Here is a 24,451-nt window from a genome sequence, read left to right as displayed (position 1 = left end):
ATGTGGGGAAAAGTACTCGGTTTTTGTTTTGGCTTTATGTTTGGCAAATTTATAGGAGCCTTACTGGGCCTATACCTAGGCCATATGTTCGATCGCAGCTTAAAACAAGACTTTGATAAAGCAGGTGGTTTTTCTGGTTTGTTTAAAGGCGATGATATTAACGAGCGCCAAGCACTTTTCTTTTCTAGCTGTTTTGCAGTGATGGGGCATATCGCCAAATCGAATGGTCGCGTTAGTGAAACGCATATTCGTGCTGCAAGTTTGTTTATGGACGAAATGGGCTTATCGGGTGATGAGCGCAGAGAAGCACAAGATGCCTTTCGTAGTGGTAAAGAAAGCGATTTTTCATTAAAAGAAACCGTTCATGACTTTAAAGAGCGCTTTGCTCGACGCCATGATTTATTGCAACTGTTTCTCGAAATACAAATTCAAATGGCCTTTTCTGATGGCCACCTTGCAGAGCAAGAAAAGCAGCTATTGCAAGAGGTGAGCAAGCAGTTAGGTATTTCACGTACTCAGTTCGCATTTTTATTAAAACGCTACCAAGCCGAATTTGCATTTCGTCAGCAACAACAGCGTTTTTATGAACAACAACGTCAACAAAGCCAGCAAAATCGCAGCAGTCATAGTGAACAAAGAGGGCACAGTGTGCCACCGAATAATGGTATGAATCGCGCCCAAGCGTTGGCTCTTTTAGGCTTAAACAGTGATGCTTCTGCGAGAGATATTAAAGTAGCCTATCGAAAGCTCATGGCTCAGCATCACCCCGATAAGCTGGTATCGCAAGGTTTACCAAAACATATGATGGAAGTTGCGGTAAAGAAAAGCCAAGATATTCAAGCGGCTTATGAGTATTTAAAAAAGGCGGCGTAAAAAGCCGTCTACCTCTTTAAGCAGCCGCTGGTGCTGCTCAGGCTCTGAAGGCACACCAAATAACTCTCTTTGTCGGTAGTCATATTTAGCGTGTTTTCTTACCCAGCGTTTTCTGTCTTTAACACTTTGCAGGGTGTCAGGGTTACCCTCGCTGTAAAAAATATCCAGTAACGGTGGGCTGATAGTTGAAAGCGTCGCATTGAGATGCTGGTTACGAACACTGTTAGGTAAATAACTACCTAGGCTAATAAAAGCGTTTAGTTCGTTATTTGGAAAGCTAGCATAATGCTCAATCAATAGCCCCGCACTGGCACCTTGTGCCACCACAATAATATTGCCGCCTTCATCCATTGCACTGTTATACAAGGCATTGAATCTGGCAATTAGCTTTAATTTGTAATCATCAAGCACGGCTTCACTGATATTGGGCTCACCCGTAACAAAATGCGGCGCTTGTTGCGTTTCGGCTGGTGGAGCAGAAGCTGCTTGCTCATCGCTTTGTTCAACAGTTTGTGTTGACTCAGGTTCAGAGCTTTCAGGTGGCTCGGGCGTTGTCATATCGACAGGGTGCCAATCAATGTCAGGCATGGTCATGGCAAGGGTTGCATAGCCAATTTCGTTTAACTGCTTGCGCAAAAAGTTAATACCAGCATTATTAGTGGGTAGGTGCTGCCAATCAGGAATAATGAGCACAATTCCGCGTTGACTGGCTGCCATCGATTGGCGATATAAGCTAATGAACTCATCTTCCCCGGCAAGCAGAGTGCGTACTTCATCGCTTGGTAAAAAGCGTTGAATATCGTTAGTGACCAAACTTGACCAAGGGGTGGGTTTAATAAAATCGGCAGCATTCACAATGCCCATGAACGCAAAACAGGCTGCGTAAAGTAAGCGATGTGCGGGTTTCAAATTCATGCCGATATTACCTGAGTCTTTAATTAAATCAGTGATTAAATTAACTATCGGCAGTATTTATTAAATATTTAGCGAATTGTCTTAAAACTCAGGTGCTGCTTCAAAAATCAATGTTTCACCGTTGGCTGGATGAGCTAAGGTAAGCATTTCGGCATGCAGTTGTAAGCGAGGAGCCATGGCGAATGCCTCGGGGTGAGCATACAGCTTATCGCCTAAAATAGGGTGACCCAATGACAGCATGTGCACACGTAGTTGGTGAGAGCGCCCAGTAATTGGGATCAGCTCAACACGAGTTGCATTCTGTTCATACTCAAGCACTTTAAAGTGGGTTAATGACGGTTTGCCATTATCGTGATCAACCATTTGCTTTGGTCGGTTCGGCCAATCACAAATAAGTGGCAAATCTACCGATCCAGTTTCTTGCTCAAGCTTACCAAATACACGAGCAATGTAGCGTTTTGCAGTTTTCCTATCTTGAAACTGAATGCTTAAATTACGATGCGCTTCTTTGTGCATAGCTAAACAAATAATGCCAGAGGTAGCCATATCAAGGCGATGAACAATTTTTGCCGTTGGAAAAACGCGGTTAATGCGAGCAATAAGGCAGTCGGCGTGTTTTGGATCTTTTCCCGGCACAGTAAGTAAACCACTTGGTTTATTCACAATAAGCAAGTCATCGTCTTGATAAACAATACTTAAATAAGGTGTCATTGGGGGATTATAATTGAGTAACACAGCCAGCCTCGATGATATGCAAGGGCGCTATTTTAAAGGAGTATGAGCGCATACACAATGCCAGTGCTGGTTTTCGAGTAGCAGCTGAGATACAGTAAATTCAGCTATGGAGTTTAAATAAAAGGACAAGTGAATGTTTCGCCTTGGTTTAATTCGCAGTAAACCTTGTACACGTTGTGGCTTAGAAGTTAATGACCTTGAGCCTGAATGCCCGCACTGTAAAGGTTTTTCAGACCTACAAGCAGTATATTTGAAGCAAGCTTACAAAGACGATTTAATACAAAGAAGCAAAAGCTTAGCTAAGTTATTTTGCAAGCTAGCGGCAGTGGCCTCAATTATTACCCTAGTGGTGTTTTTTGTATAAACATTCGTCATGGCTTTGCTGTTAGCTAATGAGCCGCAATTTCAAAATAGATGTTAGGGTTATCTTGAATTGTAGCCAGCACTTTTGCCGCTAAACCAGTTGGATTTCTACGTTTAGTTTCCCAACTTTTTATGGTGTCTGCACTGGTCCCAAGTGCCTTAGCAAATTCAGCTTGAGAAACGTTCAGTTTCATACGTATAGCTTTTACATCGGCGATATCGAATTGAGTACTACGTGCAGGAGCGACTTTTTGTTTTTCAATATCAACAGCTTCTTGTAAAGAAGCTTTCAACTCATCAAATAAGCTCATGATTATTCACCTTTTAGTTTAATAACTAACTCTTTAAGCTGTGCCTTTTCAGACTTACTAAGAGTAGTTTTAGTTGCTTTATGGTATGCCAAAACAAAGTAAATACGTTCTAAATGAGCAACAAAATAAATAACTCGGGTACTACCGCTTTTACCTTTGTGACCCGTTGCCATTCGTACTTTTCTAAGCCCGCCAGTTTCTTTTATTAGCTCTCCTTTCAGAGGGTTGGCTATTAGTTCAACTTGCAAACTTCGTAACTCATCGTCAGTGGCAATTTGCTTTATTTGCCTAGTGAAGATGGAGGTTTCTATAAATTCAATTGCATGTGTCATAGCATTAATTCCATTTAATCTATGTTGTGTACAGTGTACACCTTGTTTCGGTAAGGTCAATGTGAGGGTAATAAAAAACGCGATGTGAAAGCACATCGCGTTTGTAGTTTGAGTTTAGCTATTTAACGTTAGTGCGAAACGACAATTAAACGAATTGCATCCAGTTTAACTTGGGCTTTTTCGATGTAAGTAGTGAGTTCACTACGTTGCTTATCAAAGAAGCTCAGTTCTTCATCACGAATATTCGGGTTGATCTGCTTAAGAGCTGTTAAACGAGCCTGCTCTTCACCGAGTGCAGTTTGCATTTTCTCTAGCGATTCAGCGCGTAGTGTTTCAAGCTTGGTTTGTGCCATGCCTTGCGCACTAGTGATCATTGGGTGAATGGCACTTTGTAGCGCGCTGGCTAATTTACTTGCCGTTTGGCGACCAACCGCAGACAACTGCTGATTGAAAGCATCAAAAGCAACATTATCAGCCAGATTGTTACTGCCCTTATCTAATAAGATACGAATAGGCGTTGGTGGCAAGAAGCGGCCAACCTGAAGAGCTTTAGGCGCCATCGCCTCCGCAATGAAAATAAGCTCAACAAAGAAGGTACCAGCAGGAAGCTTTTTGTTTTTCAGTAACGCCACAGAGGCAGTACCAAAGTCATCATCACAAATCATGTCTAAGCTGCCTTGCACCATTGGGTGGTCCCAACTGATGAAATGCGCGTCTTCTTGCGAAAGCGAGGTGCTGCGATCAAACGTTACTGTGATGCCATCATCTTTCAAACATGGGAAAGATGGATTTAGCATGTGCTCAGTTGGTTTTAAGATAATGGTATTTTCACCTTTATCTTCTTGGCTTACCCCAAAGGTGTCGAACACATTGATCATGTAACTTGGTAGCGTGAATTGATCGTCTAACTCTTCGATATCAGCTACAAGGCTTTCTGCTCGGCCTTGGCCACTTGAATGCAGCTCTAGTAAGCGGTCACGGCCACTTTCCATTTGCTTACGAAGCTTAGCATTTTGACCTGCAACTTGTTCTAGTAGTGGGTCTAGCTCTTCTTCGTCGCAATTGTGTGCACCAATAAACTCAAGCAATTCTTCGCCATACTCTTTATACAGCATTTGCCCTGTTGTCGATGTTGTTTCAAACGCATCTAAGCCTTCGTTGTACCAACGTAATAACACTTCTTGTGCGGTGTTTTCAAAATACGGCACATGAATGTTTACGTCTTGAGTTTGACCAATACGGTCAAGACGACCTATACGTTGCTCAAGTAAGTCTGGATTAAGTGGTAAATCAAACAATACTAGGTGATGCGAGAATTGGAAGTTACGACCTTCAGAACCAATTTCAGAACAAAGTAGAATTTGCGCGCTGTCGTACTCGTCGGCAAAGTAAGCCGCTGCACGGTCACGTTCAACAATCGACATGCCTTCATGGAAAACAGAGGCTTTAATTGCTTCACGCTCACGTAAAATCTGTTCTAGGCTAAGTGCGGTTTCGGCTTTAGCACAGATAAGCAGTACTTTTTCGTGTTTAAGGGTTTTTAAGGTTTCGATTAACCAATCAACACGTGGGTCAAATGCGCCCCAGCTAGCATTTTCACCTTCAAACTCTTGGAAGATCTTTTCAGGGAATAGAGCGCGAAGTGCCGTTAGTTCAGCATTTTGAATGCCGCCCATGTTACCCAGTACCGACATCGCCGTTTTATATTGTTTTGGCATTGCCATAGGGTATGCATGAAGCTTACGGCTTGGGTAACCATCAATACCGCTGCGGCTATTTCTAAATAAAATACGACCCGTACCATGGCGGTCCAGCAGCATTGATAAAATTTCGTTGCGCGCCGTTTCATCACCTTGCTCCGCTTTCGCTAAAAGGTCAGTGATGTCGGTTTCTTTTAATAGCTCTTTTAATGTAGCACGAGATGCATCATCAAGGCCTTTTTCACCCAGTAATTGATTAGCAGCTTCAGCAACCTCTTTGTAGTTACTTTCTTCTTCAACAAACGCATCGTAGTCGTAGAAACGATCAGGGTCGAGTAATTGTAAGCGGGCAAAGTGACTGCGGTGACCAAGTTGATCTGGCGTTGCAGTTAATAAGATAAGGCCCGGAATGTCTTGGCTTAACTCTGCCATGCGTTGGTATTCAGTGCTTGGCTTACCATTATTGATACTTAAATGGTGCGCTTCATCAACAACCAATAAATCCCAATCAGCTAGGGTTGCTTGCTCAAACCAGCGTTTTTTCTTGCTTAAGAACTCAAGGCTAGTAAGTACTAACTGTTCTGTTTCGAATACGTTTGGAGAGTCTGCGAATGCTTCATCACAACGTTCTTCATCAAAGATTGAAAAACGTAAGTTAAAGCGACGTAGCATTTCTACTAACCACTGATGCTGTAAGTTTTCAGGCACAACAATCAGTACGCGGCTAGCACGGCCACTGATGATTTGTTGATGTAAAATCATACCTGCTTCAATGGTTTTACCTAAACCCACTTCATCAGAAAGTAATACGCGTGGTGCAAAACGTTTACCCACTTCTTGTGCAATGTAAAGCTGATGCGGAATAAGGTTTGCACGCTGACCAATTAAACCTTTTAAAGGAGATTGCTGGCGCTCAAACTGGTGCTGCCAAGTTTGGTAGCGCAGCGTGTAGCGGTCAAAACGGTCCACTTGGCCTGCAAATAAGCGGTCTTGTGGTTTATTGAATTTGATAAAGTGATCTAAAAAGGTTTCTTTTAACTGCGCTTTTTCACCATTATCGACGCGAATGCCGTGATAGCATAGTAACTCGCCTTGCTCTTCAACAGACTCGACTTCTAATTCCCACTCTTCAACGCTGCGAATAATATCACCTGGATTAAATGCGACACGAGTAACAGGTGCTTCTGTTAAAGAATAAACTCTGTTTTCTCCACTGGCTGGAAATAAAATGCTGACCTGACGGCCTTCAAGGGCAACAACGGTGCCTAATCCTAAATCTGACTCAGTATCACTGATCCAACGCTGACCTAAGGAAAAATTCATGTATGTCTCGTCTATGAAGAAAAAAGGCGGCTATGTTACCTGTAACGCCATGCTACTTCAAGGCAGTAAACTCGCCGCGCACAATTAAATTTAGTCAACCTTTTTAAGCCATTATTAACGGTAAAAATTGTATGTATTTTAACCGGTTAAATAATTGTATATTTGTTTGTCATAAAAAGGACTTTTGTCGTAAATAGACTAAACTGAGTATATACCTGACGAATAAACCATAGCTTCATCCGCCGCTTGTTTAGTTTATTGGGTATAGCATAAAAATCATAAAACGTAAGGAAAGTGCTATGGAAAAAGCTTCGAACCTTGATAGTAAAATGTATGTGCTCGATACCAATGTATTACTCCACGAACCCCTCGCTTATTTATCTTTCCAAGAACATGATGTTGTTATCCCCATGACAGTATTAGAAGAGCTCGACCACATTAAAGATAGGAAACATGACGTTAGCCGTGACGCCCGTGTTGCTATTCGTGGTTTAGATGAAGTGCTAAAGGACGCTTCGCCAGAGCAAATGTTGCAGGGTGTCGCGCTCCCTAGTAACAAAAAGGCTAAAACAGAATCTCGTGGCCGCTTAATTATCGTTAATGACCATTTATTTGCAGACAGTATTTCGGGTTTACCTGGCAACGAAAACGACCACCGCATCATCAATTGTGCTGTTCATTTACAGAAGCAACACAGCGATAGCAAGGTGGTGCTTGTCACTAAAGACATAAATATGCGCCTCAAAGCGAAAGGGGCAGGCCTTAAATTTGTTGAAGACTACAGAACAGACCAATTAATTGACGACATTGCTTTGCTTACTAGCGGCTATAAAAAAATTGAAGGTGATTTTTGGCAACAGGTTGGAGAATGCGAAACAGAGCAGCAAGGCCGAGATACCTATCATCATGTGGCAAAGAGCACGATTAGCGATGTGTTCTGTAATGAATATATTTTAGATGAAAGCGACCACTTTGCGGCTCGAGTAACAAGCTACGATGATAAACAAATTACTTTAAAGGATATCAGTGTTGAGCGCTTGATGAGCCATACCGCTTGGGGCGTTAAGCCAAAAAATGTTTATCAAGGGATGGCACTTGATGCGTTACTTGACCCAAGTATTGAATTGGTGATTTTAACTGGCCCGGCAGGCTGTGGTAAAACCTTACTCGCTCTTGCCAGTGCCCTCGAAATGATTATTGAAAAAGGCATTTACGATAAAGTGATTGTCACTCGTAATACCCCAGAAATTGCTGAATCGATAGGCTTTTTACCGGGTACTGAAGAAGAGAAAATGGCGCCTTGGTTAGCTGCTATTACCGATACGTTAGAAGTGCTGCATAAAGGAGATGAGAATCCAATTTCAAGCCGTAATTACATTATGGAAAAAGCCAACGTACAGTTTAAATCGGTAAACTTTATGCGTGGTCGTAGTATTCAAAACGCGGTTGTTATTTTGGATGAAAGTCAAAACTTAACTGCTTCACAACTGAAGACCATTATTACTCGCTGCGGCGAAGGCACTAAACTCATTTGCTCAGGTAACCTAGCGCAAATTGATAGTAATTACCTCACGCCAGTTACCTCAGGCTTAACTTATATTGTTGAACGTTTTAAAGATTTTCAGGGCAGTGCCACTGTTAACTTAAACGGTGTGGTACGTAGCCGCTTAGCCAGCTTTGCTGAAGAAAATTTATAACTTGCCAGTATTCCTATGCCTCGTTAACCTAGCTGTTATCGAGGTAAGGTACTTATAAGCCAGTGAATTTTTTACCGTTAAAGCATTACTATCGCTCTTTGGCAGTGGCACTTATTGTGCCACTGCTGGTGGCGTTTTTTTTGTGTTTACACCTATATAATTTAAAACTTGAGCGGGCGATAGAAAGCAGGCAAAACGGTTTTGATAATATATCAGCTCAGCTTAGCCATGCTATGAGTGCCGCAGATGCCCTTATAGACACCATGTTCAAGCTTTACGAGCAGCCACTTTCTTATGATTTTGATCCTAGTTGGGCACGCAATGTGAACCAGTTTGATCACTATTATTATCAAAGTGTTGGTGATGGAGTGGGGGAGGTTGTCGGGCAAGGAAAGTTTGCCTCAACCGCTTATGCAATTAATCAATGGCGACGAGTTATTGCCCTCGGCCCGTCTTTTAATACCACGCTGTCGCTTATTCAATCTTTAGAGGCGGTTGCTTATGTTAATGAGCAAGGCTTTGTATATATTAAGCGCCGTAGCACAGCAAAAAGTGAATTTCTGACCAGCGTGTTAGATAACAAATTTCGACCTTTATCAATAAATAGCAACAAACTTGCTTCGAGCTCTGTATTGACGATTAATGGTCATGCCTACTTTGCTATTGGCAAGCAACGAGCTGCCAATAGTCGTGATTACATCGTGTTGATTTATAACCTTAAAGCAATTTCTAACTGGTTAAAAAAAATAGCGCCTAACTATGGTGAGTATATTTTTATCAACCAAGATAACCAAGTTATTGCCAGCTCAAAAACAGCACTTAATACTGCCATTAGTGCTAGCGAGCATTGGCCGAATGTCGCTGTAGATATGAGCAAGAATAACCACAGTCATTTAGTGCAAGAAGCAACCAACTTACCTATTTACACTCGTTTCTATGAATCAAAGCAAGCCCTGAGTGAACCGGTAGGCTACGACATTTTTTTAGAATTCGCATTTTTGAGTGTGTTTTTAGTGATGATGTTCAGCGCTGTTTTTTGGTTAAGTCAGCGTATTTTTGTAAAACCAATGACACACTTAATGAATTATCTTGAGCAGCATGATGAAGGCAAACAAGCGTTAGTTCATTATCGTATTCCTGTTGATTGGCAGCCTTGGTTCAGCCGTGTGAAAAAGGTGTTTAGCCGTAATGAAGAGCTCGTTCAGTCGTTACAAGAGGCAAATAAAGCGCTTGATTCGCAAGTACAGGTAAAGTCAAAACAATTACGCCGTAGTATTGATGCGAAAGAGCGTCACTTAGCGTTATTAAATACCATGCTCAATAACGTACCGGATCTCATTTATTTTAAGAATATTGATGGCTCGTTTTTAGGCTGTAATAAGGCGTATGAGCGCTATATTGGTTTGCCACAAGAAAAGCTAGTAGGGCAGCAATTATGTGATATTAGCGATGATAATGGCGAGTTAAACGAGCTTGAAAAGCAAGTACTCAAAGACCGCCAAGCTTATCAAAAAAGATTGACCACAGAAGATAACAGTTATCTGTTTAGCATCGTGCCATTTTATAACGAGCATCAGCAATTTCTCGGCACCATGGCGATTGGTCGTGATATTACCGAGCAGCATAATGCGCTCAATGCATTACAAAGCTCCGAAGCAAAATTACGTAGCGCCATGGAGTATGCTGCAAATGGGGTGCTTTTGGTATCGCTTGACGATCAGGTGCTGCAAGCAAATAAAGCGGCACGTAAAATCTTTGCAATTGAAAACGCCAATGAGCTCAAATTAATAGACTTATTTGCTGAGGCGTCTTATCAGACGTTAAAAAATACCCTGACAGAGCTGTTGCATGAGAAGAAAAAAGTTTATCACTTTAGTCTTGAGCAGCAAGAACTACAGCGCTGGCTACAAATTAGTGTGTCATTAGTTTGGAATGCTGAGCAAACACCTGATTACTATGTTGTTCATGTACAGGATGTGACGGATTTAGTAAAAGCAAAAGATGACGCAGAGCGGGCCACATTAGCTAAGAGCCGCTTCATTGCAAACCTTAGTCATGAAATACGCACACCACTCAATGCTGTACTAGGCTTAATTGATGTCATCGCTTTACAAGGCTTAACACAGCCGCAGCGTAATCATGCCGAACAAGCAAAATCAGCAGCCAATAGCTTGCTTACTTTATTGAATCGTATGCTCGATTTTGCCCGCGCTGAAAGCTCGCAAGTACAACTTAATAAAGCCCCTTTTAGTCTGCCTGACTTAATCGACTACTGTCAGGGAATAACAGCCCCTTTATGCGCAAATAAAGATATCGAGTTTAAAGTCGAATGCGATAAAAGCATTAGCGATAACTTGATGGGTGATCAGATTTGCTTACAGCAAGTATTGGCTAATTTACTGACCAACGCTGCCAAATTCACCGAACAAGGCACAGTGACATTAAACTTAATGCTGGTGGAAGAGTCAGCTGAGCAGCAACTCATTTGCTTTACTGTTAAAGACACCGGTATTGGTATTAGCAAGGCAGATCAAAGCCGCTTATTTGATGCATTTACTCAAGGTGATGAATCATTAACGCGCTCTCATCAGGGGGTTGGTTTAGGCTTAGCGATTGTTAAGTACGAAGTTGCGCTAATGGGAGGCGAAATTAAGCTGGAAAGCGAAAAAGGTAAAGGCAGTGAGTTTTGCTTTTGCTTACAGCTAGATAAAGCCGCGGAGCCTGTGAAAAAAGAGCTGGTTTCATTGCCTTCTAGTACTGATTTATCTGGCATGTTAGTGCTGGCTGTGGATGATAACCCGCTTAATTTAAGCATTATTAAAAGCATTTTAGAGCAAATTGATGTCACCGTTGTGTGTGCACATAGTGGTGAAAAAGGCATTGAGCTGGCAAATAGCTTAAGGCCCGATCTCATTTTTATGGATATTCAGATGCCAGAAATGGATGGTTGTCAGGCAACGCGTATTATTCGTCAGTCATTCACCAAAGAGCAAATGCCGATTTACGCACTCACTGCACACAGTGAAAGCGAAGATATTGAGCATTCAATCGCGGCGGGTATGAATAAGCATTTAACTAAACCGATTGTTGCTAGTAAGTTGTTTTTAGCAATGAGTGAACTTGATAACACAAAAGAAGTCTTTTTTGATCAAGATTTTATACTGTCTCAGTTTGCAAACAATACTATGTTAGTATTAACTATGTTGTCGAAGTTTGCGACTATGGCAGCAGAGCAGTTATTACAAATCTCTACATTAAAAACTACCGATGAGTTGGTCCGTGTGGTTCATAATGTAAAAGGGTCAGCCGGAAATCTCGGTTTTAAGCGATTGTCAGCGTGCGCTCATCAATGTGAAGCTAGGCTTAAAGCAGATGGCGAACTGCCCGAACAATTAAATGATGAGTTGCAGTGGCAAATAAAACAGGTCATCGCATTTATCATCGAACAAGGATCTACTGATGTTGAAAAGAGCCAAGGTACTGATTGTTGATGACGATCAGTTAAACCGCTTGGTATTAGAGAAAACATTGCAGCAAGACTATGATGTTTTTTGTGTTGAGAGTGGCGAAAAAGCACTAACGTTTTTAAAAACGCAAACTGTTGATTTGTTGATCTTGGATATTGTAATGCCCGGCATTGACGGCTACGAAGTGCTTACTAAGCTAAAAGAAAGCGCAATCACCAGTATGTTGCCTGTAATGTTCATTTCAGCCAATACAAGTCATGATGATGAAGCGAAGGGCCTTGAATTAGGTGCGATGGACTACATCACTAAACCATTTAGTGCTGCTATTGTGCGTGCTCGAGTGCGCAATCAGCTGCTGATCAAACAAAAAAATGACTTACTCGAAATGCTCGCCTCAATTGATGGCCTAACCGAGATCCCAAACCGACGTTATCTGGATGAAAATTTAGCGCGAGAGTGGCGTCGTTGCCGTCGAGATCAAACCCCGTTATCGGTGTTACTGATGGATGTTGATCACTTTAAACGTTACAACGATTGCTATGGTCACCGAGCAGGTGATGATTGCTTAAAACAAATTGCTCATGCCTTAGTTGGGGCGTGTGAACGAGGCAGTGACTTTGTTGCTCGTTATGGTGGTGAAGAGTTTGCTGCAGTGTTACCCAATACTTCAGTGAAAGAGGCTATCTCGTTTGCAAATAAATTGCGCAATGCGGTGAATGAGTTAAACATCCCTCACAAAGCGTCGCTAAATGCCGACCATGTCACAATTAGTATTGGTATTGCGACCACAGAAAATGGTCAGGTTTATGCAGAACAAGCCTTACTTGAAGAAGCTGATTTAGGTCTTTATCAGGCTAAAGACGCCGGACGAGATCAGATAGTATCGAGAATGATTGCAGTAAATGAACATGAGTAGGCAAAGCCTACTCACTCGTTTCAAATTATTTATTAACCATTGCTAAGTGATTTATAAATCGTATCACCCACGCCAATTAACTTATCATTTTTAAATACGAGTGGCGTACACTCGTCTTTAGTCATCTTGCCATCAGAGTGAATACTATGCGTTGCATAGAATAATACTTGGTAAACATCATCACCTTGCTTTAATAACTCGGTAAAGTTAGGTGTATTTAGTTTGTTTAATACAGTTTGGTAGCTCGTATCTAATGCAAGATTAGAAATCACTTCACGGTTATTTTTATGCTGTTGCTGCCAGCTAGATGAGCTTCCCGCCCAATGTGTATCGGCTTCGCCGTCAGAAACAGCAATGACACAACCAGTTAAAAATGGTGCAGTTAGCGCGGCAATTAGAAGTGCTTTTTTCATGTTATTTTATCCCGAAGAAATTGTTTTATAGTTATTCACTTAATAGCAAACTGCTTGCCAAACTTATAAATTACAACAAAATCAATTGTTTATGTTGTTTTTACTCAATGGGCTAAGTAATAAATTGCTAACTACTTAGCTCTATTGACTAATAAGTTGCGGTTTAGACCAACCTGTTACGTGCTTCGCCTTGATTAAATGCCTGGATATTTAATGCAATTTCGTTAACTAGGCGCACGATAGATTCTTGGCTGGCCCATGCGATATGTGGAGTAAGTAATAAGTTTGCACCTTTGTATAGTGCCAGCGGGTTTTCTTGCTCTGCAGGTTCTTTACTGAGTACATCAACACCGGCTCCGGCAATAATATTATTAGCTAATGCATCAGCTAAATCGGCTTCATTGATGATCCCACCGCGAGCAGTATTAATAATGATAGCTGACGGTTTCATCATGCTTAATTCTGCCGCAGCGATTTGGTTGCGTGTTTCATCAGTTAGCGGGCAGTGAACACTAATAATATCGGCCGTGGTTAGGGCATCATTGAAACTAACACGACCTTCACGAGGCGTTTGGCCTTTTCGTTCACTAATGATGACATTGGCACCAAAGGCGCGTGCTACATCGGCAACGGCTTTACCCAGTGAACCATAGCCAACAATAGCCAGTGTTTTACCGGCAATTTCATTAAAGCTGTAATCTAAACGGCAAAACATAGGGCTTTGCTGCCATAAGCCTTGCTGGCAATCATTAATGTATCTGTGAGTATTGCCCAGTAAATTAGTGATAAGAGTAAAGGTATGCTGCACCACACTCGGTGTTGAATAGCCCGCTACATTTGTCACTGCGATGTTATGCTCTTTGGCTGCTACCAAATCAATATTGTTAGTCCCTGTCGCTGCAACGCATATTAATTTTAAATTAGGTAATTTGCTCATGGCGTTATGATCAATCACCACTTTATTACTGATAACGATATCGGCATCTTGGCAGCGCTCAACAACCTGTTCTTGAGCGGTTAAATCGTAACAGGTTAATTTACCTAATTGCGCTAAGGCATCTAACGAAGTGTTGGCTAATGTCGCTGCATCAAGGACAGTAATATTCATGTGCTTTCCTTTTTTTAATTTATTGCTTGACCTTGGGGTGTACTCCAAGGTTTATAGTGAGCATAATAAATAAACGCTTCACAATGGAGACGGTGATGAAAATAGGTGAGTTTGCCCGTCAGTTGGGTGTCTCAACAGATACGCTACGGTACTACGAAAAGCATGGTTTGTTAACGCCTAGTTCGCGTTCAGACGTGGGATATCGTTTTTATTCTGAGAATGACTATAAGCAAATGGCGTTTATTCTCAGAGCAAAGAATGTTGGCTTTAGTCTGGCTGAGATCAAAGAGCTACTGCAAATTAAGTTTCATAAAGATCAGCATTCTTGTCATGAAGTTAAAGAGATGACGATACAAAAACGTGATCTCGTTGCACAACGAATTGCAGAGCTTACTCGCTTCTATGACTCACTATCATTATTAGCAGATAAATGCTGTGGCGGAGAAGAGCCTGCTGAAAACTGTTCAATACTAACGACGCTGGAGGATATCGATGGACTTACTCAATAATTTTTGGCATCTGTTTTTACTTTCAGCGCCTTGGTTAATGTTGGGCTTATTCATAGCGGGTCTTCTCAATGTGTATTTGCCTGCTAACTTTCTTAACCGGCATTTAGGCAAAGAAGGGTTATGGACCACAGTTAAAGCAGCCTTTATTGGTGCCCCAATGCCCTTGTGCTCATGTGGTGTGATCCCTGCGGCCATTGGTTTAAGAAGGGCAGGAGCGTCAAAAAGTGCTACCACAGCATTTTTAGTTTCAACCCCTGAAACTGGGGTTGATTCGGTTTCGGTTTCTTATGTGTTGCTTGGCCCATTTATGGCGGTAATACGTCCAATTGCCGCCGTGTGTAGTGCCATTGTGGCGGGAGTATTAGTAGGGAAAGACAGTGAACTTCATCAAGTGCAAAGTTCAGAATCAGATCAAGAAAGCACGAAAAAAGATTCTTGTTGTAGCAGTAAACAGCCTGAGCCTATGACCACATCAAGCTGTTGCAGTAAAGAAGCGCCTCCTAAGCCCGAACAAAGTTGTTGCAGTAAGCAAACGCCTAAAGAACCTGAGTCTGTTAAAACAACAAGCTGTTGCAGCACTGAGCAGTCAACTAAAGCCGTTGAAAGCCGTTTTAGCAAACTGAAACGTGCAGTGAGCTTTAGTTGTAACAAGCTGCTTGAAGACACCATGATTTGGCTAATGATCGGTTTATTTTTTGCTGCTCTAGTTCAAACTTATGTACCAGAATCTTATTTAAGCCAATGGGGTAATGGCATTCTGGCGATGCTGGTGGTTATTTTAATCAGTATTCCTATGTATATTTGTGCTACTGCATCGACACCTATCGCGGCAGGCTTATTACTCAGTGGTGTGTCTCCGGGGGCGGTGTTGGTGTTTATGTTGGCAGGGCCGGCAACCAACATTGCAACGCTTGGTGTGGTTGGAAAAGAGCTTGGCAAGCGTGCGGTATTTGCCTACTTAATAGGAGTGATTGGCACGGCGCTGGCATTTGGCTTTTTAACCGATTATTTAGTGGCGCAATATGGTTTTGTGGTGGCGCCGATGATGGGCGAAGAGCATGAAGTTCTACCACATTGGTTAAGCCTTGGGGCAGGTATTGTGTTGGCAATTTTAATGCTTAGATTACTGCTAAAAATGGTATTAAAAAAGGCGTCGCAAACTGGTAAGAGCATTGCTTAATTGTTTGTTATAAATATATATTTTCTATATTAATTGGCATTTAATTTGGTTAACTATCGCGTCTCGGTTCGCATTTAAAATTGCCTGAGTTATAATCCGCCAATTATTTTTAACGGCACGCTCTGCGTGCCGTTTTTTAACTTAAGTAGTTTTTAATGAGTGAAAGTGTGGATAAATACGCCGACATAAGACCTTACAATGATGATGAAGTAGCTGATTCAGTAGCGCGTTTGATTGCTGATAATGCCTTTGTAGATGTAATCGCTAAGTATAACCTACCGCGCTTTTTATCGAACTTCCCATTTATTACTCGCCCATTAGTGCGCAGTCAGCTGCGTAAAAAGTGGGGCAACACCGCATCGGTTGAGCAAGTTCAGCATGAAGTGGCTGATTATTTAAATAAACTAATCACCCGTACGACTTCAGAAGTGACGTTTTCGGGCATCGATAAACTAGACCCAAAACAAGCTTACTTATTTATCTCTAATCACCGCGATATCGTGCTTGATCCTGCGTTGGTGAATTGGGGCTTGTTCAAGCACAACATGCCGACAGTTCGCATCGCAATTGGTGATAACTTACTGCAAATTCCTTATATCACTGAGTTAATGCGTTTAAACAAAAGCTTTATTGTAAAGCGCTCAGCGAAAGCTCCGAAAGAGATGTTAAAAGCGCTGTCGCAGCTGTCTGCTTATATCTATGACTCACTTGCTGAAGGCCACTCAATTTGGATAGCGCAAAAAGAAGGCCGAGCAAAAGACGGTTTTGATCAAACAGATCCTGCCTTACTTAAAATGTTGCAATTACAAGGTCGTAAGCAGAAAAAAGAGTTTGCTGAATACGTACGCGAATTAAAAATTGTGCCAGTGTCTATCTCTTATCAATACGAGCCATGCGCGATTGCTAAAGCGAAAGAGCTTTATCATAAACAGCAACATGGTCAGTATGTGAAACAGCAAGGTGAAGATATTGCTAGTATTGTTGAAGGCTTTAGTACAGCTAAAGGGCATGTACATTTAGCGTTTGGCGAACCAATTGAATCGGGCTGCGAATCACCTGAAGAGCTGGCAAAAACCATTGATCAGCAAATTGTTGATTCGTTTTTCTTACACCCTGGTAACTACATAGCGGGTGGTTGTACGCAAGCTGTGATTGACGAAAAAGATGCTGCTGCATTTAACGAGCGACTTGCAAAAGTGCCAGAGGAGCTAAAACCTTTGGTATTAGCTATGTATGCTAAACCTTTTCATCGTAAAGCAGAACTTGCCACAAGCGAATCTGAGTAAGCGAAACAGATAGTTTAAGAAGCCACTTTTTAAAGTGGCTTTTTTTATGGTTAATTTTCAGGCTATACTTTTAATATTACTTATTAACCGGCATTTGTGATGCAACAGATTGAAATATTTGAAATTCCAAGCCCTTGCAAAGGAATATGCCAAGTTAATAATCGAGGCTATTGTAAAGGTTGCTACCGTAGTCGTGATGAGCGTTTTTATTGGAATAAGTTTACCAATGCAGAAAAACGTAAAGTCATTAGCTTATGCCAACAGCGCTATAAACGTTTCCTTCAGAAAAAACAGCAGGCAGAGCTGCAACAAAAAAATCCTGAGCAAGGCGGTTTTGATTTTTAAAATTTACTGAGGTTGTATTTCGATTTTAAAAATTGCACCGTGCCGTTTTCATCAAGCTTTTTAAGTACTTTAGTTAGTTGCGGAATAATCGCTTTATGCCGTTTATGCACAAAGTGAAAGCTCTGCATCGGCATTAAAACCTGTTTATGAAAGGCTGTTTGATCAAACCCCGGGTGCTTAGTCGACAGTAAAAATTCTAGTAATATTGTTCCTTCAACACGTTTTTGCGTGAGTAAGTTAAGCTGCGCAGTGACATTTCTGACCTTGATCACATCACCATCAAATGGATGGTTATCGATATAACTCTGGGCTGCCGGGTAGCTTGACTGAATTGCTAACGATTTAAGATCTTCATATTGGCATTGTCGGCAGTTTTTCAGTAGCACTAGATTAAAATCAAAAAGCGGATAGTCTACTTTCAATAAATTAGGGTAATCATCTTTAACATTGGCAATGCGGCCTAGTTGCCCATCGAGTACTCCTTGATTCGCGGCAACCAAGGCATTTTGATGATTAAAGTCGATAATATGGATCTCATAGCCAATTTCTTTGTATGCCATTTTCATTAAATCAATAACATAGCGAGCTTGTGGTGTATCGGCGGGGCGATTAAAGATCAGTAAATTAGTGCTGGCACTACTTGAGAAGCAAAAAAACAGCAAAAATAAGGCAAATCTGTGACTCAGATACTTCGACAACGTGCGTTCCTTGCGTACATAAATTGCTCGTTAATTTACTGATATGTGTTTCCAAAATCAAGCTTATCCGTGGGCTTTTTAAGCTAATAAAAGGGATTAAAGCCTGTTAATTTTGTTATACTTGCAAAATCAAAAATTTATTGCTGAGAAAGTATGAGTTTCAATTTATGTAAATTGCCACGAGAGCAAAAATATCAAATTCAATTGGATTACGAAGCGTCTTTTTGGGCTTATCAAATAAAGCGCGGTAAGAACACTCGCGAAGGTGTTTACACTGCAATAAATAATCGCCCTATGTCTGAGCAAGCTTTTCTTAAGCAGCAATTTGAGCATTACCTTTCGTTAATGAGCTAACCATGGCTGTGTTTAGATTTTGTTTACTTGAGCCAATTAAAACGCCGTTAGTAAACAAATTTTATGATAAACACAAGGCTCGCGGCAGAGCGACCAAAGCTGACCAAGTATGGGTTGCTTACAAAGAAACAGAAATAATTGCCGCTTGCCGAGTTCAAAACCAAGCTGGGCTGTTATTTTTGTCTACCCTTTATGTTGATGAAGTATGGCGGGGTCAAAAAATTGCCTCACAATTACTTGCGGCTGTCACCGCCGCACAAAAAGGGACAGTTTTTACCTTCGTGTACCAAAATCTGATTGATTTTTATCTACAAAATGGGTTTAACTATGCATTAACATTACCCAATTCTTTGCAATCGTTGTTTGAGGTATATGCGCATCGAAACGTAGTTGCGATGCACTTTACGCGTGACACAGTGCCAAGTTAGCAATTTGGAACGTCAATGACTAAGTTCTTCTCCAGTATAGCGTTATTTTTTATTTTGACCTGTGGCTTGTTTAGCCATCCCGCTATCTCTCAGGTAAAACGTTTATCAACCAGTGAAGGCTTATCGCAAAGTTATGTAAACACTATGCTTATCGATAACAGTGGCTACTTGTGGTTATCGACTGAAGGTGGCCTCAATCGCTACGATGGTTATCAGGTGGTTCATATCAAAGGCCCTAATGGTGAGCTTGAAGATGCCATTATTGACCGTATTTACCAAGATCCACAAGGCTATATCTGGATAGCTTCACTACAAGCGGGTTTATTCCGCTATGATCCCACTTCCGATACTTATCAGCAGTTTATTGCTAAACCAACCACTGAAGAGCAAATTTTTATTGAGTCGGTGTTTAGCATGGTAGCTGTTGATGACAAAACACTTTGGCTAGGGCGAGGCTGGGATTTTGCCAAACTAGACTTAGAAACGAAAAAAATCACCTCTATTTTTGAAATTCCTGAGCGAGTTAAAAGCAGTGTTATTCGAGAGCTTTTCGCGTACCAAGGTTATATTTTTATGGGCACCAGTAATGGTGCTTATGTCTATGAGCTGGCATCAGGAAAAGTCCGTAAACTTGAGCATTTGCAAAATGAGCCAAGTCATATTTATCAAAATTATGTGAAATCATTCGCTATTATCAATGAACAAACATTGCTAGTGGGGGCTGTTAGAGGGCTTTATCAGGTTGATATTAGCAATTTAAAAGCCATGTTTGATACCCCAGACATCGCCTTTAAAAATAAAACACTCATTAGTGAATTAAATATTTGGAAGATTATTCCTGAGGCTAACTCGATTACGCTTGGCACTGATAAAGGGTTATTTGAATATAACCCTGAAACGGGTGAGTTAGCTAAGAATATGCGCCTAAAGGAAAGTGGTTACACACTAGCTGACACCAGCATTATTGATATTGTGAAAGACCGCTCTGGTGGAATGTGGCTGGCAACCAAAAATGATGGTGCATTCTATCAGTCATACGACAATTACAATTTTATCAATGTAACAGCCAACTCATTAACAGGCGATGGGCTATCGCATCATTCAATTTGGAGTATCACTGAGTTTCAAAATCGTCTCTGGCTTGCCACCCATAATGGTTTAACAGCGGTTGATTTAGAAACCTACGAAAGTGAAGTGTTTTTAAAAGATTATCAGGTTGACCTTATAACTACTGAATTCAGTATTTACCAAATCATGCCGTACAAAGATAAGTTATGGCTGCATACTAATCGCGGTATATTAAGCTTTGATCCGAAAACCGGGCAGGCCACCCCAGTCAAAGCCGCAAACCCCGAGAACCAAGTTTTAATTAACGATTGGGTGCATGGCATATTGTTGATGCCATCGGGGGATCTTTACTATGTTCACCCTGATTACGGCATGTTTGTTTATAATATCGATAGCCAAAAAGTGACCCGACTAGGCGGCAAGTTTGATGAGTTTGAGCCGTTTTTAGCCTACGGATTTTTACCTGCGTTGTCGTCAAACCCAAAAGCGCCGTTATTTTATAATGCAGGTATTCTGTATCAAGTTGACCCTGATACATACGAGCTCTCGACGATATATAAAGTACCAGAACAGCATGAAAATGTTGCTGTGAATGTGATGTCTTACATCATAGATAACAACAATGTGTTGTGGTTATCGCTTTCAAACTTTGGCTTAATCGGCTTAGACGCCAGCACCTACGAACATATTTATACCATCGACCTTGAAAAGAATAAGTTAGGTACTTTGTTATACGACATGGTGCTTGATGAAGCCGGTATGATCTGGATGAGTAGCCACAAAGGACTTTGGCGACTGAACCCAGATAATTTACATTTTCAGCAATTTACTGGCTCAGAAGGGTTATTCTCAACCGAGTTTAATAGTGGTGCATTTACTAAGCTTGAGTCAGGGCAAATTGTCTATGGTACGCTAAAAGGCTTTACCTATTTTTACCCTATGGATAACCACTATCAGCAAGCTTTAATTGATCACGTAAATATTACCAACCTTGATTTGATGTCTCGTGATTTACCCGCTGAACTAAAGCAGCCAATCGATAGTGTCGTCCTTGAGCATGATGATATAGGCCTCGAAGTTGCCTTTTCGGCGATGGCATTTAACTATCAAGAACGTATCATTTATGAATACCAGCTAGGTGATGGTCAAAAAACTTATACCCGCAATAACAACCGAGTGCTCTTCCCAAAACTCAGTGCAGGAAAATACCACCTTAAGGTATGGGCAAAAGATCCATTAACCGGAGAGTTAACGCCGCCGGCAATTTTAAATATCGAAGTGAAATACCCACCTTGGCGTGCACCTCACTTTATTGTTTTGTATGTAATTTTGGTTGCTCTGTTTGTTGCTGCATGGGTGTTTAGACGTAACCGTATGCAACAAATATTGCTAGCCGCCCATAAAGAAAGTAAAGAGAGTGAAGCACGCTTAAAACTTGCTCTCGAAGGCAGTCATTCAGGGGTTTGGGATTGGTCTTCGCAAAGCCCGATTATTTATCAGCCGCGTCTTAAAAATGAGTTAGGCTATGAAACTGACAGCGTTAATTTAGATGATTATTTAGCAAAGATTCACCCCCATGATAAACAAACTTTCCGGTTAGAGTGGTTAGAGTTTTTATCTACACAAAAAGGCTACTTCAATTGCACCTACAGGCTGCGCCATGCTGATGGTAATTGGCGCTGGTATAAAGACTTTGGCAAAGTGGTTGAGTGGCAAGACAGCGCCCCTGAAAAAGTAGCTGGTACCTACACAAATATGACCCGAGAGCTGGTATTTGAAGAAAATGCCCGCTTGTTTGGTGCAGCATTTGAACAAACTCGCGACTGGGTGTTTATCTTAGATAAAAATCTGCGTATTCGCGCTACCAATAAGTCATTCCAAGATGCCTTTGGTTTTCCTGCAGAGCCTCGCTCTAGCCGTTCGCTCACACTTGGTATGCCTATATCAACTCGTATCCATTACTTACGCATTATGCAAAAGCTTGAATCGGGTGAGCACTTTTCAGCCGAAGATGTTGTTGAAGTTGCTGGCGGTGAAAAGCGCCAAGTATTAATAAAAATAAGTGCGGTTGCAGGCAATAATCGCCAACTTGATAGCTATGTGATTATAGTTACTGATATTAGCGCGCAAAAGCTGGCTGAAAACGAGCTGCATCTACTGGCCAACTACGATGCTTTGACGGGGCTGCCAAATAAAACCTTGTTTAACGACCGAGTCGTTCACGCTATTGAGCAAGCGGATTACCATCAAACAAAAGTGGCGTTATTAAACGTTAATATTAAGCGCTTTAAGCACTTTAATGATTCGCTTGGGCGTGAAGAGTCTGATGAATTAATTAAGCGTGTTGCTAAGCGTTTAAAACAGGTGTTGCGTCCACAAGATAGCGTGGCACGTTTCGATGGTGACGAGTTTGTGATCCTTGCCGAAGATTTTAAACAGCTTGATGAGTTACTGCTGTTATGTGCAAAAGTGATGGATTGTGTCGATACTCATATTGAATTGAGCCAGCAAGCTGTAAAGGTGAACCTGAGTGTTGGTGTTGCTGTTTATCCTGATGATGCAAAGGACACCAAAGCCTTATTAAAAGCCTCCAATGTGGCACTGTACCACGCGAAAAGTCATGTCGAAGGCTGTTATCAGTTCTATAAGCAAGAAATGAATTTACAAGTGCAGCGTACTTTGCACCTTGAATCACAGCTAAGTAAAGCTTACCAAGAACATGAGTTTTGTAATTTTTATCAGCCAATCGTGAGCGCTGAGACTCGCCAAGTGGCGGGGCTTGAAGTGTTGTTACGTTGGCCGAGTAATGATGAATATAAACCAGAAGACTTTGCAAATGCAGCAGAAAGCTCCGGGCTAATCACCAAAATTATGCTGCAGACTCTATCAAGAGCATTGATTGAGCTGCGCCAATGGCGTACCACGCATCCTGATTTATATATTTCTATTAATCTATCAGCTCTTGATTTTGAAAGCGAAAATCTGGTTGAGAAAATACATCAATCAATAAACGCAATTAAAGTTCCTGCGAGCGCGTTAGTGTTTGAGATCACCGAATCAGTGATGATGCATGACTCAGATAAAGCGCAGCAAAGTATGGAAAAACTCAAAGCCCTAGGCTGTCGTATTTATATGGATGACTTTGGAACGGGTTATGCGTCACTGACCTATTTGAAACGTTTTCCGGTTGATGTGCTTAAAATAGACAAAAGTTTTGTTAATGATATTGGAATTGATAAAGGTGATGAAGCGATTATCAACTCAACGCTTACTCTGGCAAAAAGCTTGGGTAAAGAGTGTGTAGCAGAAGGGGTTGAAAACCGCACGCAATTGCAGTTTTTACGCTCTTTAGGCTGTGAGTATTTCCAAGGTTACCTGTTTAGCAAACCTGTGGCAGGTGATGAGGTGAAAGCGCTTTTAGATACCCAGTGGGATGATGAATTTTAGGGTAAAGCTAAAACTTTACCCTTTTCGTTAATCTTGGCGTTTACCACAGTGGCGGCAATACAGATTGCGATTGCGGTTTTTAAGCTCGTTATGAATCGCTTTATTCGCCTCTTGCTGACTTAAACCCAGTTTATACCGTAAGTTTTCTAAGTGCTCTTCTTCAACAGGCGATAAGTGCCCATCTTCAACGGCTTCATGCACTGCATCGGTAAACACCTGTCTGCGTTTACGTAACTGCTCAGAAAAGCTTGAGGCTAACAAACCAGTTGGAATAGCCACCATGCCCATACTTACCAGTGTAATAGCACCACCAAATAAACGACCAAGGGGAGTCACAGGCACGACATCGCCATAACCAACGGTTGTTAATGTCACCATTGCCCACCACATTGCAGCAGGGATAGAGCCAAATTTATCTGGCTGTACATCGTGTTCAATTAAGTAAATACCGCATGAAGCAATGATCAGCACTACGGCCATTATAAAAAAAGCCGCAAGCAGTGAGCTGCTTTCTTCTTTGAATGAGTTTAATAGTAGCTGCATCGCCCTTGAATAGCGCGTCAGCTTAAAGATACGCATTAATCTAAGCACTCGTAAGAAGCGTAAATCAACACTCACAAAGACCATCAGAATGGTGGGTAAAATCGCGATGAGATCAATCAGCGCCATGGGCGAAAAGAAATACTTAATGCGAATTTTTGAATTTGTTAACGGGCTTTCTTTATGCACGCTTTTATCTACACAAGACCAAAGCCTGAGCACATATTCTAAGGTAAAGATACCGACAGAAATCAGCTCAATCATTAAAAATTCGTGATGATATTGCTTTGCTAAAGGGCCGACTGACTCCAGCACAATCGCCACCACATTAATCATGATCAACGACATTAAAAACACGTCGAGAGCGCGTCCTATACGTCGATATTTACCGTTACCTTCAAAAACTCGTGCAGTGTAATTTCTTAAACGATGCAAAATAATGA

At 41.4% G+C, this 24,451-nt stretch carries 21 protein-coding genes; 12 read left to right on the top strand and 9 right to left on the bottom strand.

Going from position 1 to position 24,451, the window contains the following annotated elements; all coding sequences use genetic code 11:
* Window positions 1–873, top strand: coding sequence for a co-chaperone DjlA (gene djlA, locus HUS62_RS04445; protein WP_062566162.1), 873 nt, complete (start codon window positions 1–3; stop codon window positions 871–873).
* Here the strand turns inward: djlA and HUS62_RS04440 are convergent.
* Together HUS62_RS04440 and rluA are read right to left on the bottom strand one after the other, a co-directional pair.
* Entirely contained in the window at window positions 856–1,788 is a 933-nt protein-coding gene (locus HUS62_RS04440) for a DUF3530 family protein (RefSeq protein WP_175078666.1), read from the bottom strand. The two genes, djlA and HUS62_RS04440, sit on opposite strands and share 18 nt — an antisense overlap.
* Before the next feature lie 81 nt (window positions 1,789–1,869).
* Window positions 1,870–2,523 carry a bifunctional tRNA pseudouridine(32) synthase/23S rRNA pseudouridine(746) synthase RluA gene (rluA, locus tag HUS62_RS04435; RefSeq protein ID WP_175078665.1) on the bottom strand — a complete coding sequence of 218 codons (654 nt, stop codon included), beginning with the start codon at window positions 2,521–2,523 and terminating at the stop codon, window positions 1,870–1,872.
* 133 nt (window positions 2,524–2,656) lie between these two features.
* Between rluA and HUS62_RS04430 the strand changes: the two genes are divergently transcribed.
* Complete coding sequence (locus tag HUS62_RS04430) at window positions 2,657–2,887, top strand: hypothetical protein (protein WP_175078664.1); 231 nt, start codon at window positions 2,657–2,659, stop codon at window positions 2,885–2,887.
* A gap of 25 nt (window positions 2,888–2,912) precedes the next feature.
* On the opposite strand, the gene nadS is transcribed toward HUS62_RS04430, so the two are convergent.
* The 3 genes from nadS to rapA form a co-directional block, all read right to left on the bottom strand.
* Complete coding sequence (gene nadS / locus HUS62_RS04425; RefSeq protein ID WP_063527257.1) at window positions 2,913–3,197, bottom strand: NadS family protein; 285 nt, start codon at window positions 3,195–3,197, stop codon at window positions 2,913–2,915.
* A 2-nt stretch (window positions 3,198–3,199) separates the two neighbouring features.
* Window positions 3,200–3,529, bottom strand: coding sequence for a type II toxin-antitoxin system RelE/ParE family toxin (locus HUS62_RS04420; RefSeq protein ID WP_063527258.1), 330 nt, complete (start codon window positions 3,527–3,529; stop codon window positions 3,200–3,202).
* Window positions 3,530–3,657: 128 nt separating this feature from the next.
* On the bottom strand, window positions 3,658–6,552 hold the full coding sequence (rapA, locus tag HUS62_RS04415; protein WP_175078663.1) for an RNA polymerase-associated protein RapA: 2,895 nt from the start codon (window positions 6,550–6,552) through the stop codon (window positions 3,658–3,660).
* Window positions 6,553–6,851: 299 nt separating this feature from the next.
* On the opposite strand from rapA, the gene HUS62_RS04410 reads away from it, so the two are divergent.
* The 3 genes from HUS62_RS04410 to HUS62_RS04400 all read left to right on the top strand — a co-directional run bounded on the left by HUS62_RS04410 (window position 6,852) and on the right by HUS62_RS04400 (window position 12,632).
* Window positions 6,852–8,249: a PhoH family protein gene (locus HUS62_RS04410; protein ID WP_175078662.1), complete on the top strand. Its 1,398-nt coding sequence runs from the start codon at window positions 6,852–6,854 to the stop codon at window positions 8,247–8,249.
* A gap of 62 nt (window positions 8,250–8,311) precedes the next feature.
* Entirely contained in the window at window positions 8,312–11,740 is a 3,429-nt protein-coding gene (locus HUS62_RS04405) for a response regulator (protein ID WP_175078661.1), read from the top strand.
* A complete protein-coding gene (locus tag HUS62_RS04400) occupies window positions 11,709–12,632 on the top strand; it encodes a diguanylate cyclase (RefSeq protein ID WP_175078660.1) in 924 nt (307 codons plus the stop codon). The genes HUS62_RS04405 and HUS62_RS04400 overlap by 32 nt, the downstream gene beginning before the upstream one ends.
* 32 nt (window positions 12,633–12,664) lie before the next feature.
* Here HUS62_RS04400 and HUS62_RS04395 read toward each other — a convergent pair whose 3' ends face one another.
* Window positions 12,665–13,045 carry a DUF3192 domain-containing protein gene (locus HUS62_RS04395; protein WP_063702046.1) on the bottom strand — a complete coding sequence of 127 codons (381 nt, stop codon included), beginning with the start codon at window positions 13,043–13,045 and terminating at the stop codon, window positions 12,665–12,667.
* Window positions 13,046–13,208: 163 nt separating this feature from the next.
* Entirely contained in the window at window positions 13,209–14,153 is a 945-nt protein-coding gene (locus tag HUS62_RS04390) for a D-2-hydroxyacid dehydrogenase (protein ID WP_175078659.1), read from the bottom strand.
* Between the two features lie 95 nt (window positions 14,154–14,248).
* Here HUS62_RS04390 and zntR point away from each other — a divergent pair, with 95 nt between their 5' ends.
* The 4 genes from zntR to HUS62_RS04370 all read left to right on the top strand — a co-directional run bounded on the left by zntR (window position 14,249) and on the right by HUS62_RS04370 (window position 17,473).
* The gene (gene zntR, locus HUS62_RS04385) at window positions 14,249–14,662 is read left to right on the top strand and encodes a Zn(2+)-responsive transcriptional regulator (RefSeq protein ID WP_082401639.1); all 414 of its coding nucleotides are present in this window, start codon (window positions 14,249–14,251) and stop codon (window positions 14,660–14,662) included.
* Window positions 14,646–15,842 carry an SO_0444 family Cu/Zn efflux transporter gene (locus HUS62_RS04380; RefSeq protein WP_175078658.1) on the top strand — a complete coding sequence of 399 codons (1,197 nt, stop codon included), beginning with the start codon at window positions 14,646–14,648 and terminating at the stop codon, window positions 15,840–15,842. Before zntR ends, HUS62_RS04380 begins: the two co-directional genes overlap by 17 nt.
* A 155-nt stretch (window positions 15,843–15,997) precedes the next feature.
* Complete coding sequence (locus tag HUS62_RS04375) at window positions 15,998–17,128, top strand: 1-acyl-sn-glycerol-3-phosphate acyltransferase (protein ID WP_054562756.1); 1,131 nt, start codon at window positions 15,998–16,000, stop codon at window positions 17,126–17,128.
* Window positions 17,129–17,227: 99 nt separating this feature from the next.
* Window positions 17,228–17,473, top strand: a complete 246-nt coding sequence (locus HUS62_RS04370) for a DUF1289 domain-containing protein (RefSeq protein WP_175078657.1) — start codon at window positions 17,228–17,230, stop codon at window positions 17,471–17,473.
* Here HUS62_RS04370 and HUS62_RS04365 read toward each other — a convergent pair.
* Window positions 17,470–18,171, bottom strand: coding sequence for a transporter substrate-binding domain-containing protein (locus HUS62_RS04365; protein ID WP_252949047.1), 702 nt, complete (start codon window positions 18,169–18,171; stop codon window positions 17,470–17,472). The two genes, HUS62_RS04370 and HUS62_RS04365, sit on opposite strands and share 4 nt — an antisense overlap.
* A 153-nt stretch (window positions 18,172–18,324) precedes the next feature.
* Between HUS62_RS04365 and HUS62_RS04360 the strand changes: the two genes are divergently transcribed.
* The 3 genes from HUS62_RS04360 to HUS62_RS04350 are packed head-to-tail and all read left to right on the top strand — an operon-like array spanning window position 18,325 to window position 23,468.
* Entirely contained in the window at window positions 18,325–18,525 is a 201-nt protein-coding gene (locus tag HUS62_RS04360) for a DUF3283 family protein (protein ID WP_036966037.1), read from the top strand.
* Window positions 18,526–18,527: 2 nt separating this feature from the next.
* Window positions 18,528–18,953, top strand: coding sequence for a GNAT family N-acetyltransferase (locus HUS62_RS04355; RefSeq protein ID WP_175078656.1), 426 nt, complete (start codon window positions 18,528–18,530; stop codon window positions 18,951–18,953).
* Window positions 18,954–18,968: 15 nt separating this feature from the next.
* The gene (locus tag HUS62_RS04350) at window positions 18,969–23,468 is read left to right on the top strand and encodes an EAL domain-containing protein (RefSeq protein WP_175078655.1); all 4,500 of its coding nucleotides are present in this window, start codon (window positions 18,969–18,971) and stop codon (window positions 23,466–23,468) included.
* A gap of 27 nt (window positions 23,469–23,495) precedes the next feature.
* Here the strand turns inward: HUS62_RS04350 and HUS62_RS04345 are convergent, their stop codons facing one another.
* Entirely contained in the window at window positions 23,496–24,449 is a 954-nt protein-coding gene (locus tag HUS62_RS04345; protein WP_282658443.1) for an ion transporter, read from the bottom strand.
* Between the last annotated feature and the right edge of the window lie 2 nt (window positions 24,450–24,451).

This window comes from Pseudoalteromonas sp. 0303 (genome assembly GCF_013349995.1).
In the GTDB taxonomy this organism is placed as follows: domain Bacteria; phylum Pseudomonadota; class Gammaproteobacteria; order Enterobacterales; family Alteromonadaceae; genus Pseudoalteromonas.
This window is presented reverse-complemented; position numbering and strand designations above follow the sequence as displayed.

Excerpts from the sequence above, each read along its gene's own strand:
- djlA (WP_062566162.1), top strand. The coding sequence starts at position 1 with ATGTGGGGAAAAGTACTCGGTTTTTGTTTTGGCTTTATGTTTGGCAAA.
- HUS62_RS04440 (WP_175078666.1), bottom strand. The coding sequence starts at position 1,788 with ATGAATTTGAAACCCGCACATCGCTTACTTTACGCAGCCTGTTTTGCG.
- HUS62_RS04430 (WP_175078664.1), top strand. The coding sequence starts at position 2,657 with ATGTTTCGCCTTGGTTTAATTCGCAGTAAACCTTGTACACGTTGTGGC.
- nadS (WP_063527257.1), bottom strand. The coding sequence starts at position 3,197 with ATGAGCTTATTTGATGAGTTGAAAGCTTCTTTACAAGAAGCTGTTGAT.
- HUS62_RS04420 (WP_063527258.1), bottom strand. The coding sequence starts at position 3,529 with ATGACACATGCAATTGAATTTATAGAAACCTCCATCTTCACTAGGCAA.
- rapA (WP_175078663.1), bottom strand. The coding sequence starts at position 6,552 with ATGAATTTTTCCTTAGGTCAGCGTTGGATCAGTGATACTGAGTCAGAT.
- HUS62_RS04410 (WP_175078662.1), top strand. The coding sequence starts at position 6,852 with ATGGAAAAAGCTTCGAACCTTGATAGTAAAATGTATGTGCTCGATACC.
- HUS62_RS04400 (WP_175078660.1), top strand. The coding sequence starts at position 11,709 with ATGTTGAAAAGAGCCAAGGTACTGATTGTTGATGACGATCAGTTAAAC.
- HUS62_RS04395 (WP_063702046.1), bottom strand. The coding sequence starts at position 13,045 with ATGAAAAAAGCACTTCTAATTGCCGCGCTAACTGCACCATTTTTAACT.
- HUS62_RS04390 (WP_175078659.1), bottom strand. The coding sequence starts at position 14,153 with ATGAATATTACTGTCCTTGATGCAGCGACATTAGCCAACACTTCGTTA.
- zntR (WP_082401639.1), top strand. The coding sequence starts at position 14,249 with ATGAAAATAGGTGAGTTTGCCCGTCAGTTGGGTGTCTCAACAGATACG.
- HUS62_RS04380 (WP_175078658.1), top strand. The coding sequence starts at position 14,646 with ATGGACTTACTCAATAATTTTTGGCATCTGTTTTTACTTTCAGCGCCT.
- HUS62_RS04375 (WP_054562756.1), top strand. The coding sequence starts at position 15,998 with ATGAGTGAAAGTGTGGATAAATACGCCGACATAAGACCTTACAATGAT.
- HUS62_RS04370 (WP_175078657.1), top strand. The coding sequence starts at position 17,228 with ATGCAACAGATTGAAATATTTGAAATTCCAAGCCCTTGCAAAGGAATA.
- HUS62_RS04360 (WP_036966037.1), top strand. The coding sequence starts at position 18,325 with ATGAGTTTCAATTTATGTAAATTGCCACGAGAGCAAAAATATCAAATT.
- HUS62_RS04355 (WP_175078656.1), top strand. The coding sequence starts at position 18,528 with ATGGCTGTGTTTAGATTTTGTTTACTTGAGCCAATTAAAACGCCGTTA.
- HUS62_RS04350 (WP_175078655.1), top strand. The coding sequence starts at position 18,969 with ATGACTAAGTTCTTCTCCAGTATAGCGTTATTTTTTATTTTGACCTGT.